This is a genomic window from Micromonospora sp. NPDC005257, from assembly GCF_042872445.1.
Lineage (GTDB): Bacteria > Actinomycetota > Actinomycetes > Mycobacteriales > Micromonosporaceae > Micromonospora.
Genome location: NZ_JBIAKL010000005.1, coordinates 188,231 through 205,415 on the forward strand (window position 1 = coordinate 188,231; position 17,185 = coordinate 205,415).

18 protein-coding genes and 2 tRNA genes are annotated in these 17,185 nt (G+C 72.1%); 13 read left to right on the forward strand and 7 right to left on the reverse strand.

Annotated features, from left to right (window positions below; genetic code table 11):
* Positions 1-2: 2 nt before the first annotated feature.
* From ACFYO8_RS13055 to ACFYO8_RS13070, 4 genes are all read left to right on the forward strand, one after another.
* Positions 3-929: a DUF3566 domain-containing protein gene (locus tag ACFYO8_RS13055; RefSeq protein WP_354866443.1), complete on the forward strand. Its 927-nt coding sequence runs from the start codon at positions 3-5 to the stop codon at positions 927-929.
* 140 nt (positions 930-1,069) lie between these two features.
* Positions 1,070-1,143 (forward strand) — tRNA-Ile (locus ACFYO8_RS13060).
* A gap of 44 nt (positions 1,144-1,187) precedes the next feature.
* The gene (locus tag ACFYO8_RS13065; RefSeq protein WP_013283222.1) at positions 1,188-1,316 is read left to right on the forward strand and encodes a DLW-39 family protein; all 129 of its coding nucleotides are present in this window, start codon (positions 1,188-1,190) and stop codon (positions 1,314-1,316) included.
* A gap of 10 nt (positions 1,317-1,326) precedes the next feature.
* A tRNA-Ala gene (locus ACFYO8_RS13070) sits at positions 1,327-1,399 on the forward strand.
* Between the two features lie 148 nt (positions 1,400-1,547).
* Here the strand turns inward: ACFYO8_RS13070 and ACFYO8_RS13075 are convergent.
* Together ACFYO8_RS13075 and ACFYO8_RS13080 are read right to left on the reverse strand one after the other, a co-directional pair.
* Complete coding sequence (locus ACFYO8_RS13075) at positions 1,548-2,288, reverse strand: DUF4262 domain-containing protein (protein WP_354866441.1); 741 nt, start codon at positions 2,286-2,288, stop codon at positions 1,548-1,550.
* Positions 2,289-2,536: 248 nt separating this feature from the next.
* Complete coding sequence (locus tag ACFYO8_RS13080) at positions 2,537-2,800, reverse strand: hypothetical protein (protein ID WP_354866439.1); 264 nt, start codon at positions 2,798-2,800, stop codon at positions 2,537-2,539.
* 313 nt (positions 2,801-3,113) lie between these two features.
* On the opposite strand from ACFYO8_RS13080, the gene ACFYO8_RS13085 reads away from it, so the two are divergent.
* From ACFYO8_RS13085 to ACFYO8_RS13100, 4 genes are all read left to right on the forward strand, one after another.
* Positions 3,114-3,539: a hypothetical protein gene (locus ACFYO8_RS13085; RefSeq protein ID WP_355093725.1), complete on the forward strand. Its 426-nt coding sequence runs from the start codon at positions 3,114-3,116 to the stop codon at positions 3,537-3,539.
* 282 nt (positions 3,540-3,821) lie between these two features.
* Positions 3,822-4,217 (forward strand): CPCC family cysteine-rich protein, encoded by a 396-nt coding sequence (locus tag ACFYO8_RS13090; protein ID WP_354866435.1) that lies wholly within the window; start codon positions 3,822-3,824, stop codon positions 4,215-4,217.
* 51 nt (positions 4,218-4,268) lie between these two features.
* A complete protein-coding gene (locus tag ACFYO8_RS13095; RefSeq protein ID WP_354866433.1) occupies positions 4,269-4,988 on the forward strand; it encodes a hypothetical protein in 720 nt (239 codons plus the stop codon).
* Positions 4,989-5,046: 58 nt separating this feature from the next.
* Positions 5,047-6,165 carry an NAD(P)/FAD-dependent oxidoreductase gene (locus tag ACFYO8_RS13100; RefSeq protein WP_354866431.1) on the forward strand — a complete coding sequence of 373 codons (1,119 nt, stop codon included), beginning with the start codon at positions 5,047-5,049 and terminating at the stop codon, positions 6,163-6,165.
* 297 nt (positions 6,166-6,462) lie between these two features.
* Here the strand turns inward: ACFYO8_RS13100 and ACFYO8_RS13105 are convergent, their stop codons facing one another.
* Positions 6,463-7,206 carry an LPXTG cell wall anchor domain-containing protein gene (locus ACFYO8_RS13105; RefSeq protein ID WP_387189236.1) on the reverse strand — a complete coding sequence of 248 codons (744 nt, stop codon included), beginning with the start codon at positions 7,204-7,206 and terminating at the stop codon, positions 6,463-6,465.
* Positions 7,207-7,315: 109 nt separating this feature from the next.
* Complete coding sequence (locus ACFYO8_RS13110; protein WP_354866429.1) at positions 7,316-7,864, reverse strand: AAA family ATPase; 549 nt, start codon at positions 7,862-7,864, stop codon at positions 7,316-7,318.
* Positions 7,865-7,876: 12 nt separating this feature from the next.
* On the opposite strand from ACFYO8_RS13110, the gene ACFYO8_RS13115 reads away from it, so the two are divergent.
* The 3 genes from ACFYO8_RS13115 to ACFYO8_RS13125 all read left to right on the forward strand — a co-directional run bounded on the left by ACFYO8_RS13115 (position 7,877) and on the right by ACFYO8_RS13125 (position 9,372).
* Positions 7,877-8,221, forward strand: coding sequence for a helix-turn-helix domain-containing protein (locus tag ACFYO8_RS13115; protein WP_354866427.1), 345 nt, complete (start codon positions 7,877-7,879; stop codon positions 8,219-8,221).
* Positions 8,218-8,604 carry a VOC family protein gene (locus ACFYO8_RS13120; RefSeq protein WP_120572498.1) on the forward strand — a complete coding sequence of 129 codons (387 nt, stop codon included), beginning with the start codon at positions 8,218-8,220 and terminating at the stop codon, positions 8,602-8,604. The genes ACFYO8_RS13115 and ACFYO8_RS13120 overlap by 4 nt, the downstream gene beginning before the upstream one ends.
* A 165-nt stretch (positions 8,605-8,769) precedes the next feature.
* A complete protein-coding gene (locus tag ACFYO8_RS13125; RefSeq protein WP_354866423.1) occupies positions 8,770-9,372 on the forward strand; it encodes a PH domain-containing protein in 603 nt (200 codons plus the stop codon).
* A gap of 80 nt (positions 9,373-9,452) precedes the next feature.
* Here the strand turns inward: ACFYO8_RS13125 and ACFYO8_RS13130 are convergent, their stop codons facing one another.
* On the reverse strand, positions 9,453-10,043 hold the full coding sequence (locus ACFYO8_RS13130) for a dienelactone hydrolase family protein (protein ID WP_354866421.1): 591 nt from the start codon (positions 10,041-10,043) through the stop codon (positions 9,453-9,455).
* A 65-nt stretch (positions 10,044-10,108) separates the two neighbouring features.
* On the opposite strand from ACFYO8_RS13130, the gene ACFYO8_RS13135 reads away from it, so the two are divergent.
* Positions 10,109-10,711, forward strand: coding sequence for a helix-turn-helix domain-containing protein (locus tag ACFYO8_RS13135; RefSeq protein WP_354866420.1), 603 nt, complete (start codon positions 10,109-10,111; stop codon positions 10,709-10,711).
* 165 nt (positions 10,712-10,876) lie between these two features.
* Positions 10,877-11,824: an L-threonylcarbamoyladenylate synthase gene (locus ACFYO8_RS13140; protein ID WP_354866776.1), complete on the forward strand. Its 948-nt coding sequence runs from the start codon at positions 10,877-10,879 to the stop codon at positions 11,822-11,824.
* Between the two features lie 6 nt (positions 11,825-11,830).
* Here the strand turns inward: ACFYO8_RS13140 and ACFYO8_RS13145 are convergent, their stop codons facing one another.
* The gene (locus ACFYO8_RS13145; protein WP_354866418.1) at positions 11,831-12,619 is read right to left on the reverse strand and encodes an MBL fold metallo-hydrolase; all 789 of its coding nucleotides are present in this window, start codon (positions 12,617-12,619) and stop codon (positions 11,831-11,833) included.
* Positions 12,609-17,120 (reverse strand): HAD-IC family P-type ATPase, encoded by a 4,512-nt coding sequence (locus tag ACFYO8_RS13150; RefSeq protein WP_354866416.1) that lies wholly within the window; start codon positions 17,118-17,120, stop codon positions 12,609-12,611. The genes ACFYO8_RS13145 and ACFYO8_RS13150 overlap by 11 nt, the downstream gene beginning before the upstream one ends.
* Positions 17,121-17,185 lie beyond the last annotated feature (65 nt).

Sequence of the window (17,185 nt, forward strand, 5' to 3'; positions counted from 1 at the left end):
TGATGACGGAGACACAGGCGAAGTCGGGGAACAAGGGGACCTCGGCCAACCCGGTCGAGGAGGAGGCCGCGCAGGGCGGCACACCAGCGACCGGCCGCGCGGCCGTGGGCCGGGCCACGGTTCCCGCCGACGCGCCTGCCCCGAAGTTCACCCGGGCTCCCGGCATGGTCCCGCCTCCGGACAAGCCGGGCGAGGACTCCGGTTCCCGGGACTCGACCGAGACCAAGGTCGACGCGCCGACGTCGGCCGACGGTCTGGCCGCTCCGGCCGCCAAGTCCGCGAACCCCACGAACACCCAGGCGACCAGGATGCCGTCGGCGTCCGGCCGGGCCTCCACCGGCACGACCGGCACGCAGCCGCGGATCGGCGCCGGCCTGGGCACCGCCCCGAAGGCGTCGCCCGACGGCTCGCGCCCGGCCAGCCCTGGAAGCGCCCAGGCCCGGCCCACGAACGGCGGCGGCCTGCCGCCGGGCATCAGCGGCGCGGCAGCCGTCGGCGCCGCGCGCGTGGGTGAGGCGGTACGCGCCGCGCGTACCTCGGTCGGCTCGGCCGCGTCGCGCGGACCGCGACGGGCCCGGCTGAACCTGAAGCGGATCGACCCCTGGTCGGTGATGAAGTTCGCCTTCGCGGTGTCCGTGGTGCTCTTCATCGTGGTCGTGGTGGCGACGTCCGTGCTCTACCTGGCGCTTGACGCGATGGGCGTGTTCAAGAGCGTCAACGACAGCCTGACGGACCTGGTGAACGCCGGCGGCGGCCAGGGTGGCGGCGGCTTCAGGATCACCGCCAAGGGCGTGATCCTGACGTCGGCGCTGATCGGCCTGGTGAACGTCGTGCTGTTCACCGCGCTGGCCACGCTCAGCGCGTTCGTCTACAACGTCTGCGCCGACCTGGTCGGCGGCATCGAGCTGACGCTCGCCGAGCGGGACTGATCGGTCGACGCCGGGGCACCGCGTAAAGCGGTCGCCCCGGCGTCGTGCGTCCGGGTAGGTTCGAGATGGCGGGTGCTTCCGCCACGGACCCCGATTTGGGCGCGGTGGAGGCGATGGGTTAACCTAGCTCGTCGCTACGCGGGGCTATAGCTCAGTCGGTTAGAGCGCAGAGCTGATAACTCTGAGGTCGCTGGTTCGATTCCAGCTAGCCCCACCGCACGTCGTCCGACGGCAGTCGAGCGCGAGGGGTCAAGCAACATGTTCAAGAAGCTCCTGATCCTGGCCGGCATCGTCGGTGTGGCCGCCGTCGTGGCCAAGAAGGTCAAGGCCTCGAACGACGAGCGCGCCCTGTGGCACGAGGCGACCACGGCGCCCGACCTGCGCTGAGCGCCGTCACGGGGCCCTAGCTCAACTGGCAGAGCACTGCCTTTGCAAGGCAGGGGTTAGGGGTTCGAGTCCCCTGGGCTCCACAACACACACCGCCTGTCTCGGGTGGCATCTACCGGTGGGCCGCAGCACGCAGGACATCACCGATGACACCGCGCCAGCCGGGAACCGGCCGGACTGCCGACGTGTCTAGTCCCACCACATGCTTGACGAATCCGTCCCGACTGATGCTTACATCCGACAGATCGGTTGGGCATCCTTCCACGATCGCGCGCTGTCACGGCGGTCGCGTCGCGATAGCGGCGACCGACTCCAGGTCTTCTCTGCCTCTAGGGCTGCGACGTGGCCGTCGGGGAGATCGGCGCAGCCAGCAAGGTGCGGGTGTCGTTGTACGAGTTCACCCAGGAAGGCCAGGCAGAGGTCATCCGCGCGATATCCCCGCTCGTCAAGTACGTCGTAGCTGCCCTCGTCATGAATCACTTGGGCGATGGGGCGGGCGCCGCCAGCGATCCCGCGAGTGGTCAGTGCCCACGAGTCTGGGCCGACGGGGAACGGGAACTCTGGTTCCAACTCGCCGACCAGGCGCCAACCGCCCGCCGGGTGCTCATGGACCGGTAGCCAGGAGAAGGCTTGGCGGTCGCGACTACTCGCTGTGGCTTCTTCCGCCCAGGGCCAGAGGCCGTTTCGGTCCGGCCACACCAACTGCTGGAAGGGCACTGCCGCCCCTCGATAGAAGCGGGACGCCGTGCCGAAGAGGGCATCGTGCCAGGAGTCGTGCACCGGCCGAAGCTGCGTGGGGAAGTCCTCGATCACCCCGTGGAACGATTCGTTCTCACCGGGCCAGTCATGCTCGCGGGCATGGTCCACGTAGGCGTTCAGCCAGTGCTGCATGCCCTGGCCGTCGAGCCCGAACATCACTGCCTCTGGACGACGGAAGGTGTGCCACAGACCGACCGTATACGCGAAGTCCATCCCCCCGGTCACCCAACACCGACCAGCCGTGCTCGCGCACCTTCTCGGCTGTACCGCCATCCCGGCCTGGGGCACTTCCGCTGCAGATCAGGCACGAGCAACCCTCAATCGCCACCGGGCGATCCTACCGGGACCGCTACGGGATCCGCTTCCCGCACGAACGGGCACCACAACACCGCAACCGGCCAGGCGTTCCGGACAGCTCCACCGGGCGGGACGATCTTCCAAACTGACGGTGCGAGCTGTCGCTACGAGGTAGGTCCGACCGCAGCCCACCAGGCAACAAGCCGATCTGCGACGGAGTCGACGTCGTAGCGTGTCGGGTCCAGGCCGAAGTGGTCTTCAAGCTCGTGCCACAGAAACTCGCTGATCTCGGCGCGGCCCGCCCCGGCTCCCAACCTGCCCAACAACGGCCCGAGCATGCAGTCGTACTCGTCCGGCGCAATCTCGGCGACCCCGATGGGATCCCACTCGTTGAGCAGGTACCTCAGGTGCAGGTCGGCCAAGTCCATCCGTTGATCGTGCCAGCTGTGCGCGTGGGCCGTACAGCCATCCGTGCAGCCAAGCGTTCGGGTGGCCCGTGACCGCGAGCCGGGCGTGACGGTCGAGTAGATCGCCAAGGACGTCGGGGTGCACCCGATGACGTTGTTCAAGTGGCTGCGCGAGGCCGCAAGCGGATCCGGTTGTTGGAGCAGGAGAACGAGGTCCTGCGGCGGGCCGCGGCGTACTTGTCGCAGGCGCATCTCCCCGGAAAGGCTCTACCCCCCCCCCGCTCGTGAGCGAGCTGGCCACTGACGGGGTCCCTGTGCCGAGCGGATTCCGCCCGTGTCCACACTTCCTGAACCGTGTGTCGCAGTCCCGGCAGGGTCCGGCGCTGAACGGCTAGTCGCCGACGAATCGGAGACGCAGGTCTGGAGCGACGAGGCATCGCCCGGCAAGCCCACGAATGGCGTCGATCACCTGGCGCTCGCCGACGTTCTGGACGTTCCCCACGAGAACATCCAATTCGCCGAGGAACTGAGTCATCTCGGCGGGCGTGAGTTCCAGCAGCCCGCAGGGATCGATGCGGTCCAACATCGGAGTCCTGCCGTTGTGCTGCGAGCGCTCAAGCACGGCAGCGAACCGGAAGTGCGCGTCACCTACTACAGCTACTTCAAAATCCCGTCGGTGGCGCGGGCTCGTACCCAGCTGTTCGACCCTGATCAGCTCAACGTCTACGCCCACGCCGAGAACGCTAGCAATGGCACCTAACGGCAGACGACCGACCATCAGCAGTCCCCAAGGCGTGCCGGACCGCTCGCCTTGGTTCGAGCACCCGCTCCAGGCATTCAGCGAGATCCACAGCCCGCACGGTAGGCGACGAATTCAGCGGTGGTCACGGGCGAGCCGCAGGCCAGTAGCCGGGGTGCCAGTTTGCCCGGAGGTAGGTGCTTGACGATCTTGCCAGCGAGCGTGGGGCACCATTCCTGCGGTAGGGCCGTGCTGGGCTGAGGTCGATACTTCGACCTGATCGACAACGAGAGGTACAGAGGGATGGACGAGCATGCCGCCGAGCAGGCAGGGCCCTCGGCAGAAGAACTCGCGCGCCGAACCAGGTGGTTCGAGCAGTATGTCGAGGCGTTGAACCAGCGATCGGTAGTGGCAGAAGCAGGTGGCGAACCATACGCGTGTCCCTGCTGTCGGCACCCGACGCTCGAAGGGCGAGGTCAGTTCGAGATCTGCTTCGCCTGCGGCTGGGAGGACGACGGGCAGGATGACGAAGACGCTGACACGGTGCGCGGCGGTCCCAACGGTTCGCTCAGTCTGACTGAGGCACGGCGCGCTTACGCCGAACGGCCGGTCACTCTGGCGGATGCGCGGCGTGCGTACGCCGAGCGACAAGCCCGTTGGGAGGGTCGACGCCGGCGGTCGGCGCCCGAGAGGACTTGACGTGCCGGACCGCACAGCGGATCGCTTCCGGGCTCTCGGGATCATGGAGGCATGCGTCACGTCCTGGACGATCCTTCGGGGTTGTCGCCGAGAGCCGTCCGCTTCCTGAGGCATGCCGCGGAGCGAACGTCGTTCGACGTGTCGACCGGGCCAGCGACGGACGATCTCCGGTCGTTGTTGAGTCAGATGCCGGGCGTGGACGTTCAGGCAACGCTGACCCTCTTCCGGCGAGCGGTGGCCCGCTACGGGGGTCTGCGGTACCGCAGCGTCGCTTGGTCGTTCGAAGAAACCGTCACGTTCCTGCCGGCCCCGTGGGCGGCAGACGACTACGGTCCCGAGGACCAGGACGCGATGGCCGACCTCATCGAGCACGACGTCGCGCACCCGTACGCGGTCTGGCTGCGCGGCGACGGCACTGTCGTCTACTGCTTCACGGGCCCGCACTCAGCGCCGGTGGTGCCCGTCTTTCCCGGCATCGACGCGATGCTCGAAGCCGAGGCGCTCTACCAGGATTGCGCCACCTGGATGCCGGTATCGCTCGACGACGCGCCAGGCCTGGCGGCGGTCGAGGCACACGCCGTGCACCTCACCCCGATACCGGAGGCGTGGGGGTACACCGAGCGCTGGTGGGAGCAGGACGGCTACCGGCTGCACGTCTGGAAAACATTCGCCACCGTCTTCCCCGGCTCTGGAGCCCGGTGGGCGGTGTGGGCCCGTGACCGTTCAGGCGAGCGGGCGGCCCGATCCTTCCTCACGCAGGCAAGGACGTAGCTACAGTCGCGTCTGCTGGTCCAGCGATGCCGGGTGAGGCTCAGTAGAGTGCATCGACATGAGGCGTCGTATCGCTGTGGCCGGGGGCGGCCCCGCGGGCCTCACCTTCGCTCGTGTCCTGCACCGCCACGGCCACCCGGTCACCGTCTTCGAACGAGATTCCGGCCCCGACGCCCGTCCGCCGGGCGGCACGTTGGACCTGCACGAAGGGCTGGGTCAGCTGGCTCTGGCCAAGGCCGGAGTGCTGGCGGAGTTTCAGGCGCTGTCCCGCCCCGAGGGGCAGGCCATGCGCATCCTGGACACGGCCGGGAATGTCCTGCGCGACTGGCGACCGCGGCCGGACGAGCGGGCCAATCCCGAGATCGACCGCAGACAACTGCGTGACCTGCTGCTCGTCCCGCTCGACGTCCAGTGGGGACGGCGTGTGACGGGGGTCGTGCCGGGCACTGCTGACGGCGTCGTGGTCCAGTTCGACGACGGGCGGACGGAGACGTACGACCTCGTGGTCGGCGCGGACGGCGCCTGGTCCCGGGTGCGCCCGGCGGTCTCGCCGGTGACGCCGCACTACACCGGCGTGACCTCGATCGAGACCTCCCTCGACGCCGTCGACGCCCGCCATCCCGACCTCGCCCGGTTGGTCGGTGACGGTTCGGTGGCGGTCTACGGCGTGCACCGATCTCTCGTCGCACAACGCAACAGCGGCGGCCACGTCAAGGTGTACGCCCGCTTCCGCGCGCCGCTCGACTGGCACACGAACCTGGACCTGGCCGACGTCGAGGCCGTCCGGGCGAGCATGCTGGCTCTGTTCGACGGCTGGGCCGATTCCGTCCTCGACCTCCTCCTCCAGGGTGCCACCTTCACCCACCGTCCGCTGTACGTACTGCCGGTGTCCCACACCTGGACCCACGTCCCCGGGGTGACACTCCTGGGCGATGCCGCCCACCTGATGCCTCCGTTGGGGGCGGGTGCGAACCTCGCGATGCTGGACGGTGCCGAACTTGCCGAGTCCGTTGCCGCCGGCCCCGCCGATCTGGACGAGGCGGTCCGCGCCTTCGAGGAACAGATGTGGGCGCGGGCCGGCAAGTGGGCGGAGGTCACGACGGCGGGCCTGGAACGCCTCGTGAGCCCGGATCCCGCCGAAGCCCTCGCCCTCTTCGACGAGGTCCAGCCGGGCTGACCGCGCGGACGCAGGTCGTGCGACTGGACTCGCCGTCGCAGGCCGGAGCTCTCTCTTCAGCAGCGCGCCCGCCTGGCGGCGCGGAAACTCGGCCGCGAGCAGCGCGCCCGCCGCGGACAGCGGGCGCGCGGCTCCGGCGATCACTTCGGTAAGACGAAGATCAGGAAGTACGGCGACGAACGCCACGAGGACGCGCAGGCAGACGGTGGCATCGGCGGGAGCTACGGCGACGGTGGCGGGTACGGCGACAGCAGCAGCGGCAGCTCGTCCTGGTGATCGTTCAGCGCGTCCGGGGAGCTACGCGACGAAGCGGGCGCGGCGTCGGCGTCCGATGACGTAGCCCGCGCCGCCGAGGAGCAGCAGCGCTCCGCCGATGCCGGCCGCTGTCGCGGTGTCGGCGCCGGTCACGGGCAGGCCGCCACCCTCGCCGCCGCCGTCACCGCCGGGGACGCCCACGGTGGTGGAGGCGGCGGCGGTGGGCGGTACGACGGTCGTCGTGGCGCTGGGCGTCGCACTCGGCACCGTCGTCGGCTTGGACGTCGGCGTCGGCGTCGGCTGGGACGCGCAGTCGAGCGCACGCGCCGCGTACAGGTCGTCGTTCAGGTAGGCCAGGTAGGCGTCGTCGGAAGGGTTGTCGAGCACCTTTTGCGCGGCTGCCCGCACATTGGGGCCGGCACCCGTCAAGGTCTGGCCCACCGAGATGCGCAGAGCGGTCGACCACGTCCTCTGCAGGTCGTTCCTGAGGAATGCGCGAAGGTCGTCCGAGGTGCCCTTCAGCCGCTCCTCGATCGCGCCCGGCAGAACGGGCAACGATTCGGCTTGCGCCTCGGCCAGCAGCCGGTACGCCAGCACCCGCAGCTCGGAGATGGTGGCGGTGTCCAGGTCGATGGTGACAAGCTCGCGGAAGTCCTTGTACACCTTGCGTTCGACCGTCTGGCAGGACTCGTTCAGCCCGGGCGCCACGGTCTGAGCCGTTGCCGGTGCCGCCGGAATCACGAATGCCAGCGCCACCAGGGCGCCGGCCGGAATTTTCCACTGCATGGGGACCGTCCTCCCCGTGGAGATCAAAACATGGAGATGTTACCGGCGGCCCGCAGAAAGGGAAGGGAATTCGTTTCGCCGTTTTGCGTACACGATTCGGGTGAACGGATCAGGGCGACGGCTGATCGACTGCCTGCCCTATCAGCGCCACCCGGGTCGAGAGCGGGCCTGCCGGCACGTCAACGAGGTCGAATCCGGCCTCCAGGTAAGTCAGTTCGTGGACCCGCTCGAAGACGAGTGATTCGGTGAAGCTGATCCGGCGTGCCGCGGTTGCTTCGACGAAACCCTGGTGGCGTACGAAGAAGACGGACCGTTCGTACCGGCGCTCCGCCGTCATGCGCTCGATCTCGTCCGTAAGGGCCGACGGGACCGGCAGGTCGAGGTAGCGGCACAACGCCAGCGTGCACAGGGGTGAGCGGTCGTGGAAGACGACATCCGAGCCGTTGGCCTCGGCTCGGCGGCAGCGCTCTCGCTGGAGAGCCAGCACCTGGTCGGCGAAGTCCGGCTCACGCCACGGTTCTGGTCGGCCGAGTGCCTGGTGCAGCGCGATCACGTCGGTAGCGGACTCCTCCACGACGGGATACCCGTCGACCTCCAGGTGGCGCAGGATCGCTGTCTTACCGGAGCCGGGAGTGCCGGTGAGGATGTATCCGGGCATGAACGTCCTCCGATGCGGGCAACTCTCTTGATAGGCAAGCTGCTGCTTGCATATGGTGGTGACGTGGGCGACCTGTACCAGGCGCTGGCCGATCCCACCCGCCGCCTGATCCTCGACGAGCTGACCGAGCGCGACGGTCAGACCCTGTTCGAGATCTGCGGCCGGTTGGCCACCAAACACCAGGTCACGTCGTCCCGGCAGGCGATCTCCCAGCACCTCGACGTTCTGGAGGCCGCTGGCCTGCTCGTCACGCGGCGGCAGGGTCGCTACAAGTTCCACCACCTCGACACCCGCCCGCTGCGGTCCATCACCGAGCGATGGCTCAGGCCCGCCGCACCCACCCAGGAGAACCCATGAGAATCAACCTCACCAGCGTGTACGTCGACGACCAGGCCAAGGCCCTGCGCTTCTACACGGAGGTGCTGGGCTTCGTGAAGAAGACAGACGTGCCGACCGGGGAGTACCGCTGGTTGACGGTGGTGTCACCGGACGCCCCGGACGGCGTGGAGCTGCTGCTGGAGCCCGACGCGCACCCGGCCGCCAAGGCGTTCAAGGAGGCGCTCGCGGGTGACGGCATCCCGCTGACGCAGTTCGCCGTGGACGATGTGGCCGCCGAGCACGACCGGCTGCGGGGCCTCGGCGTGCTGTTCACCCAGGAGCCGGTCGACATGGGCCCGGTGACCACCGCGGTGTTCGACGACACCTGCGGCAACCTGATCCAGATCGCACAGTACCGGTAGCGGCGGGCCACGGCCGGAGCGGCGACCCGGCGGAGCCCTGAGCCGGCCTGGCTCGTCGTGGACGCTCGCGGGGCCGGTGACCGTGGGCCACCCCGGTCGAGCCGGTCCAGGAGTGCGCCGTGACTCGGCGGCGAACCGCTGGACACGATCGGTCACCCTGGCGGCATGATGGTGTGGCGGCGTCCGTACTCGCTGGACCTGACCACCGGCGGCGCGTTGGGCAGCGCGGTGGTCACGGCCGGCCTCCTGGTCTTCTTCGTGCTCGGTGGCCTTCGTGGCTTGCTGTCGGTTCCGGAGGCGACGTTCTGCGGGGTGTGGACCGCCGCCTCCGGCCTCGCCGTCGGGGTCCGCCGCGCGATGCTCGGCGTCTGGGTCAGCGACGCCGGCGTACGCTCGCGCTCGCTGTTCCACACGACCACCGTGCCGTGGGCGTCGGTTGCGGAGATCCGCAGCGGTGCCGGTTCGATACTGGGTCTCGACATGGGACGCGACGCGATAGTCATCGAGCGGATCGACGGCGATCCGGTGCAGACGCCGCTGCAGTCCGGCTCCCTCATCCGGCCGTTCCGCCCGGAGCTGACCCGGCTGGTCACCTGGCCGGAGCACTACGACGAGATCCTCGCGGCCCTGCGGGAGTGCCACCGGAACGCCCGGCCCCGGGAGCAGAGCCCGGCGCCGGACCCGGTCCCCGCCGACCGTCCGGACGAGCCGGAGCAGATCCGGAGACCCGCTCCGAGCGCCGCGCAGCGCGTGACATCCACGCGCTGACCAGGCAGTACGAGCGTGGGGTGTTGACCGGCGCCGAATACGCGGCGGCCCTGGCGCGGCTGCGGGGTGACGGGTAGGCGTCAGCCGAGCCGGTTGAGAAGATCGCGGCTGCGGCTCACCACCAGCGCGGTCGCGTCGGCGTCGTACGAGGGCAGCGAACTGTCGGTGAACAGGTGCCGGTCGCCGGGGTAGACGTACAGCTCGCCGCGCTCGGGACCGACGATCGACACCAGCTCGCGGGCGGCGTCCACGTCGCCTTCCAGCCCGAAGAACGGATCCCGCTCCATGCCGTGCACCTGCACCGCGACCCCGTCGGGCCAGGGACCGATCGCCCACTCGCCGGTGACCGGCAGGCAGGCTTCGTAGAGCAGGGCGGCCCGGGCACCGGCCCGGGTCTGGGCGAGCCGCTGGGCGGTCGCGGCGCCGAAGGACACGCCCGCGTAGACGAGGCCGGCGGGCAGGTCGGCGACGAACGCGTCCGCGCGCTGGTCGAGGACGTCGCCGCCGATCCGCTTGACCAGTGCGGAGCCGTCCTCGACGGTGGCCGGCCGCTCGCCGTCGAAGAAGTCGGGGGCGTGCACGGTGTGCCCGCCGGAGCGCAGCGAGTCGGCGAGCGCGCGTACCCCGTCGGTGAGCCCTTGAATGTGGTGGAAGAGCACGATCTCGGCCATCACTACACTCCTGGATTGTCGAACCAGAGTTATCGAACGAACCAGAATCTTAGAACGGTCGAGAAATGTCGGTCAATCAGCGGATCCCGGACTACGACCTCGACGACCTGCTCGTGGTGACCGCCGCGGAGCAGTTGCGTGCGCTCGCCGACCCGCTGCGCGGCACGCTGCTGGAACTTCTCCTGGAACGCGCCGCGACCGTGAACGAGCTGGCCGGTGCCGTCGGCCGGCCCAAGAGCAGCGTGGCCTACCACGTGAACCAACTGGTGGACGCCGGTCTGCTGCGCGTGGTGCGGACCCGGCGGGTACGTGCCATCGAGGAGCGGTTCTACGGGCGCGTCGCCCGCACCTACTACGTCGGCGCGCTCAGCCGGCCCGAGGACAAGCGGGTGGCAGCCGGGATCAACGGGCTGGCGGAGGCGGCCGCCGAAGCGGCTGCCGCGCACGCCGCCGACGAGCTGCGGTGCACGCTCGTGCACGCCCGTATCCCGATCGAGGATGTCCGGGAGTTCTGGGCGGAGGTCCAGGCGCTGGCCCGGCGGTTCACCCAGATTCCCCGGGCCGGTGACCAGGTGTACGGCTTCGCCGCCGGCCTCTACCCGACCGACGCCCCCACGCTCCCCGACGTGGAATCCGCCTCCGACCCGGCAACTGAATCCGGGCCATGACGGCACCTGGGCGAAAGAGAGATGTCTGGTCCGCCGCGACGCGCCCGGCCGCACGACCCGCCCGGCCCCACCACGGCGGGTAGGCGGCGTGCCCTCGGGGTCCTGCGGGGAGAGCGACGCGGGCAGGCTAGCGTCGGAAGTGTGAGCACCGGATCCCCGCGCGTCCTGCCGGCCGAACACGGCATCGACGAGGCAGCCGCCGTCCTGCGCGCCGGCGGGCTGGTCGCCTTCCCCACCGAGACGGTCTACGGCCTGGGCGCGAACGCGCTGGACGCCCGGGCCGCCGCGCGGATCTTCGAGGCGAAGGCCCGGCCCAGCTTCGACCCGCTGATCAGCCACCTGGCCGACGCCGCCGACCTGGCCGCGCTGGTGGGCGAGGTGCCCGTGGCGGTGGCCGCGCTGGCGAAGCGGTTCTGGCCCGGCCCGCTCACCCTGATCGTGGACCGGCCGGAGATCATCCCACCGATCGTCACCTCCGGCCTGGACACCATGGCGGTACGGGTGCCGGACGAGCCGTCGGCGCGGGCGCTGATCGCGGCGGCCGGTGTGCCGGTGGCCGCGCCGAGCGCCAACCGGTTCGGCCAGCTCAGCCCGACCCGGGCCGAGCACGTGGTGGCCGGGCTGGGCGGCGCGGTGGACGTGGTGCTCGACGGTGGGCCCACCCGGTGCGGCATCGAGTCGACGATCGTGGACGCCCGGGGCGAGCGGCCGGTGGTGCTGCGACTGGGCGCGCTGCCGGTCGAGGCGCTGGTCGACGCGGTCGGCCCGGTCGAGGTGCGCCAGGGCAGCTCCGGCCAGCCGGTCGCGCCCGGGACGCTCGCCGCGCACTACGCCCCGCGTACCCCGTTGCGGTTGGGCGCGGCGGCCGAGCCCGGCGGTGGCCGGCGGGGGTTCCTGGCCTTCCGGGAGCCACCGGCGGACGGTGACTGGGCGGCGGTGGAGGTGCTGTCGCCGGACGGCGACGTGACTGCGGCGGCGGCGCGCCTGTTCGACGCGCTGCACCGGCTCGACGCCGCCGGGGTGACCGAGATCGTCGCCGAGCCGGTGCCGGAGACCGGCGTGGGCCGGGCGATCAACGACCGGCTGCGCCGGGCCGCCGCCACCTGGCACTAGGAACCGTCAGGGCGTCAGGGGGACCGTCTCGCCACGACTGACGGTACGGACCTGGCCGGCGAAGCCGCGTCGCCTCGCCTCCTCGACGAAGTGCCGCAGCGGGGACCGGAACACCGGGTAGTCGTCATAGTGGATCGGCACGGTGAGTCGCGGCCGGATCAGCTCGACCACGTCGGCGCCCTGCCGGGCGTCCATGGTGAGCAGGATGCCCGCGATGCGGGTGCCGCCGAGGTGGATCAGCATGGCGTCGATGTCCGGGAAGCGGGCGGGGATCTCGGCGAGCTGCGGGCGGCGCAGCGTGTCCCCGGTGACGTAGAGGCGGAACCGCCGCTGCCCGCCCTCCTCCAGGTCGATCAGGCTGCCCATCACGTCGGGGAGCGCGTGGTCCAGCAGCCCGGGCCCGTGCTGGCCGGGCAGCGCGGTCAGCCGCAGCGTCTCGTCGCCCCGGTGCAGCTCGTACGCGCGCCACGTGGGCAGCCCTTCCGCCGCGCCGAAGCCCCAGCGGCGCAGCTTCCGCTGGGCCTGAGGTGTGGTGAGGATCGGCAGCGCCCGGTCCAGTCCACGCCGGGCGACCCGGTCGAAGTGGTCGCCGTGCAGGTGGGACAGCACCACCGCGTCCAGTGCGGGCAGTTCGGGGATGGTCAGCGCGGGATCGGTGCTGCGCTTGGACCACAGGCCCCGGCCCAGGTACGCCCGCTGCCCCCGGTGCAGGAAGTTCGGGTCGGTGAGCAGTGTGAAGCGGCCGATCCGTAGCACAGTCGTCGCCGTACCGACGAACGTCACCTCAGGCGTCATGCCCTTCGCCGTACCCCTGATCGGGACGCCCATGCGAGCCGGGCTGCGGCAGGCGGTCCATCAGCTTGGTCAGCGTGCCGTTGGCGAACGTCGCGCCGAGCGCCGAGCCGGTGGCGATGGTCCAGCCCACCGGGCCGAGCGGGGTGCAGCCGAAGAACTGGCTGACACCCGGCGTCTGCACCACCGCCACGAGCACACCAACCGACGCGGCGGTGGCGGCGAGCACGCTGGGGCTGGTGCCGCCGGCCAGCACGGTCTGCCCGAGCTGTGTGCCGACCAGGGAGGCGAGCGCGACGGTGCTGGCACGCCGGCGGGTGCCGGTCCACCTGGCGATGGTCCAGCCGGCGGTCGCGCCCAGCGTGGTCGACGCCGCGCGTAGCCCGATCTCCCGGGTCATGGTGACGCCGAGCGAGGAGTCCGGCCCCTCCCGCAGCAGGTGGTCGGCGCTGTCGTCGGCGGGCGGACGGACCGCGATGGCGAGCGCGGGCGCGAGGTCGGTGAGCAGGTTGACCAGCAGCAACTGCCGGCCACCCAGGGCGGACCGGCCGGTCGCGGCGGCGCTGAGCACGCTGAACGCGATCTCGCCGAGGTTGCCGCCGACCAGGATGCTCAGCGCGTGCCGCACCGACGACCACATGGCCCGGCCCTCGACCAGCGTGGCGATGATCGTCTCCAGCCGGTCGTCGGTGACCACCAGGTCGGCGGCGGCGCGGGCGGCGGGAGTGCCGCGCTGGCCGAGCGCGATGCCGACGTCGGCGAGGCGGATCGCCGGTGCGTCGTTGGCACCGTCACCGGTCATCGCGACAGTGCGGTCCTGGCGCTGCAACGCCTGGATGATGCGTACCTTGTGCGCGGGCGTGCAGCGCGCCACCACGTCGGTGGCCATCAGGCGCTCGGCGAGCGCGGCGTCGTCCAGCCGGTCCAGGTCGGTGGCGGTGACGACGCGCTGCCCGCCGTCGTCCGGGCTGATGGTGGCGGCGATCGCCTCGGCCGTGGCCGGATGGTCGCCGGTGATCATGATGGTGTGCACACCCGCCGCCCGGATCCGGGCCACCGCCGGCCGGGCGCTGTCCCGCACCCCGTCGGCCAGGGTCAGGAAACCCACGAAGACCAGGCCGTCGACCTGCTCGTCGCTCACCTGCTCGGTGGAGACCGGGCACTCGGCCACGGCCAGGACGCGGTGCCCGGCGCCCGCCCGCCCGGCCAGCATCGCCTGCACCTCCTCGCGTCCGGCCGCGTCAAGCGGCCGGTCACCCCCGGCGGTGCGCCGGGACGCGCAGCGCGGCAGCACCGACTCGGGGGCGCCCTTCACACTCAGCAGCAGCCCGTCTGCCGCCCGCCCGACGGCGGCGCTGTAGCCGCGGGACGGCTCGAACGGCAGCCCGGCCGTCGCGGCCCAGTCCGCCGCACCGGTCCGCTCGGTCACCCCGGCGGCATCCGCGCCGTGGCGTACCGCCCGGTCGGTCTGCTGCGGCAACTCGTCCGGGTCGTCGGCGGCCGGGGTGGCCCGCACCGCGGCGGCCAGCGTCGACCGGAGCGGCTCGTCCAGTTCGTCCAGCACGGCGTACCGGCCGTCGCCCGTACCCACCCCGGCCAGCAGCAGCTTCCCCTCCGTCAGCGTGCCGGTCTTGTCGAAGCAGAGCACGTCGACCCGGCCCAGCGCCTCGATGGTCCGGGGGTTGCGGACCAGGGCGCCGTGCTCGGCCAGCCGCCGCGCCGCCGCCAGCTGCGCGGCGCTGACCAGGAACGGCAACCCCTCCGGCACCGACGCCACGGCCAGGTTCGCGGCGGTCGCCGCCGTTTCGGCAAGGGGTACGCCCCGAAGCAGCCCCGCCCCGGCCACCGCGATCGCCGAAGCGGCCGCCATGGGTACGGCGCTGCTGGTCAGCTTGCCCAGCCGCGCCTCCACCCCACTCGCGGGCGGGGCCTCCCGGGCCATCGCGAGGCTCCGCCCGGCCTCGGTCTCCGCGCCGGTGGCCACCACCACCGCGGTGCCGTGCCCGGCGGCCACGGTGGTGCCCTCGAACAGCATCGAGCGCCGTTCCGCGATGGCCGCCGCCACCACGGGTTCCGGGCTCTTCAGCACCGGCAGCGACTCGCCGGTCAGTGACGACTCGTCCGCCTCCAGCCCGTCGCTCGTCAGCACCCGGCAGTCGGCCGGTACGGCGTCCCCGGAGCTGACCGTGATCACGTCACCGCGTACCAGCTCCTCGGCGGGCACCACCCGCTCGGCGCCGTCGCGCAGCACCCGGGCGGTGACCGCCGAACGGGACAGCAACTCGGCCAGGGAGCGTTCGGTGTTGCGCTGGTGCACCGCGCCGACCAGCGCCGACCCGCCCACCACGCCGCCGACCAGGGCCGCGTCGACCAGCGAGCCGAACGCGGCGGAGAGCACCGCACCGGCGGCCAGCACCGGAGTGAGCGGGTTGGACAGCTCCTCCACGAACGCGCGGAGCAGTCCGGCCGGGCCGTGCTCGTCCCCGACCTCGACGCGGCGGCGACGGACCGCCTCCTCCTCGGCCAGCCCGGACGGGTCGGTGGTGAGCTGGTCCAGGACGGTCTGCACCGGCATGAGATGCCAGGCGGTGAGCGCGGGCATCGGGGCTCCGGTACGGTCCGGCAGCCGGTGCGCCCGGAACACGCCGTGCGCGAACGCGAGCGCCGCCGCGCCGTTGACCGCCGCCAGGGCCGGGCGGGGCAGCCGTCGCCGGTCCGCGGTGAACGCGGCGAGCGCGCCCAGCCCGCTGCCGGCCATCGCGATCCGGACGTTCTGCGCGGTCATCCGGCGGGCCACCCCGGCGGCGTCGATGAGCAGGGCGGGTATCCGCAGGTCGTCGCCGACGAGCAGGTGCGCGCCCCACGGTGGCAGGTCGTCCGGGCCGTACACGCCGAGGCCACAGTCCGAGGCGGCGAGCGCCGACCGCTCACCGGAGACCACCATCACCACGGCGCCCTCGCGTTGCAGGTCGTGCACCCCGTCGGCGAGCCGGGGACCACCGGGCACCAGCAGGTCCGCGAAGTCGTACCGGCCGTCGTCCGCGCCGCCGACCACGAGCCGCAGGCCCGCCTGCCGGGCGGCCGACGCCAGCGCGTCCACCCCGGGCGCGGGCTCCGGCTCGATCCGCAGTACGGCGGCGAGCCGGCCGTTCCCGGCCAGCCCGAGCAGCCGTCCACCGTCGGCGCGCAGCCGGGCGCTGTCCGGGGTGTCACCGGGATCGTCGGCACCGAGGCGGTCCAGCGGGCCGATCCGCCAGCCGTCGGCGGCGCGTACCGCGTCCGGCTCGGCCGGGTCGAACAACGCGAACGCCCGGGCGGCCACCTGCCCGGTGTCGGCGTCGGCCAGCGGCGCGAGATCGGCCAGGATGCCCCGGTCCGAGCCGAGCACCGCCGCGTCCAGCACCACGGTGTCGATCCGGTCCAGCTCGCGCAGCACGCTGCGGTCCATCGCGATCACGCCGCGCCGGGCGAGCATCCGGCCGAGCTGGGCGCCGTACCCCTCGCGGCCGGAGCCGGGCGCCTTCGGCAGCGAGGACAGCGCCAGCGCGGCGGCCCGCTTCGGCCCCAGCACCGGCAGCGCCGCCGCCCCGGCGACCGCGCCGGCCGGAAGCACCCGCTTGGCGTACCGCTCGGGCTGCCCGTCCGGCACCGGGCAGGGCCGCTCGCTGTCCGGCACTCGGGCGACAGCCCGTTCCGGGTCACCGGTCAGGTGCGGCTCGGCCCGCCGCCACGCGACCAGTTGCGCGGCGCCCTCGCCCCATTGCACCACGCGCTGTGCGCCGTCGAGCACGATGCCCGCCCAGCCGCCGGTGAGACCCTGCACCACCGCCTCGGCCAGCGGGAACAGCACCTCGGCCCGGGGGTCGGCGCGGATACCCAGCCCGGCCAGCGTGTGCAGCTTCGGGTGCAGGTCGACCGCGCCGAGCAGCCCGGCCACCTCGGCCGGAACGGGGGTGAGCGGCAGCACCCGGGTGGCCGCGGAGATGCTCAACCCGAGGGCGTCGGACAGCAGCGCGCCGAACGTCCGCGCGGTGCGCGGGCCGTCCTCGGGCGGCTGCGGCGGTTCGATCTCCGGGTCCGGCTCGTACGGGCTGGCCCGCTCGACGCGCGCCACGGTGGCGATCAGGTCGCGCAGTCTCGGCGCCGGCTCCCCGGTGGCCACCACCACCCGGCCCGACGGCGCGTTGACCCGCGCCCAGGTGACGCCCGGCATCGACTCCAGCGCCGCCTCCACCTGGCGGGCCAGCCGGTCGCCGCCGTCCTGGCAGACGCCGTGCACCTCGATGTGGTGCCGGCCGTCGTGCGACCACACCCGTCGGCTGGTCAGACCGGTGAGGCGGGCCAGCCGGGCCGCGGCCGTACCGACACTGCCCGCAACCTCGGTGACCCGGGCCGGCACGGCGTCCGTGGGCAGGGCCGATCCGACGGTACGCGCGACGCGCGCGGCCGCTCCCGGTACGGCGGTCGGCGACAGCAGCAGGCCGGCGAACCGTGCCAGCGCCATCTCGCCTCCCGGTCTCGTCCCGGCGGCCCGACTTCCCGGCGCGGCGTCCGTCATGCCACCCCGAC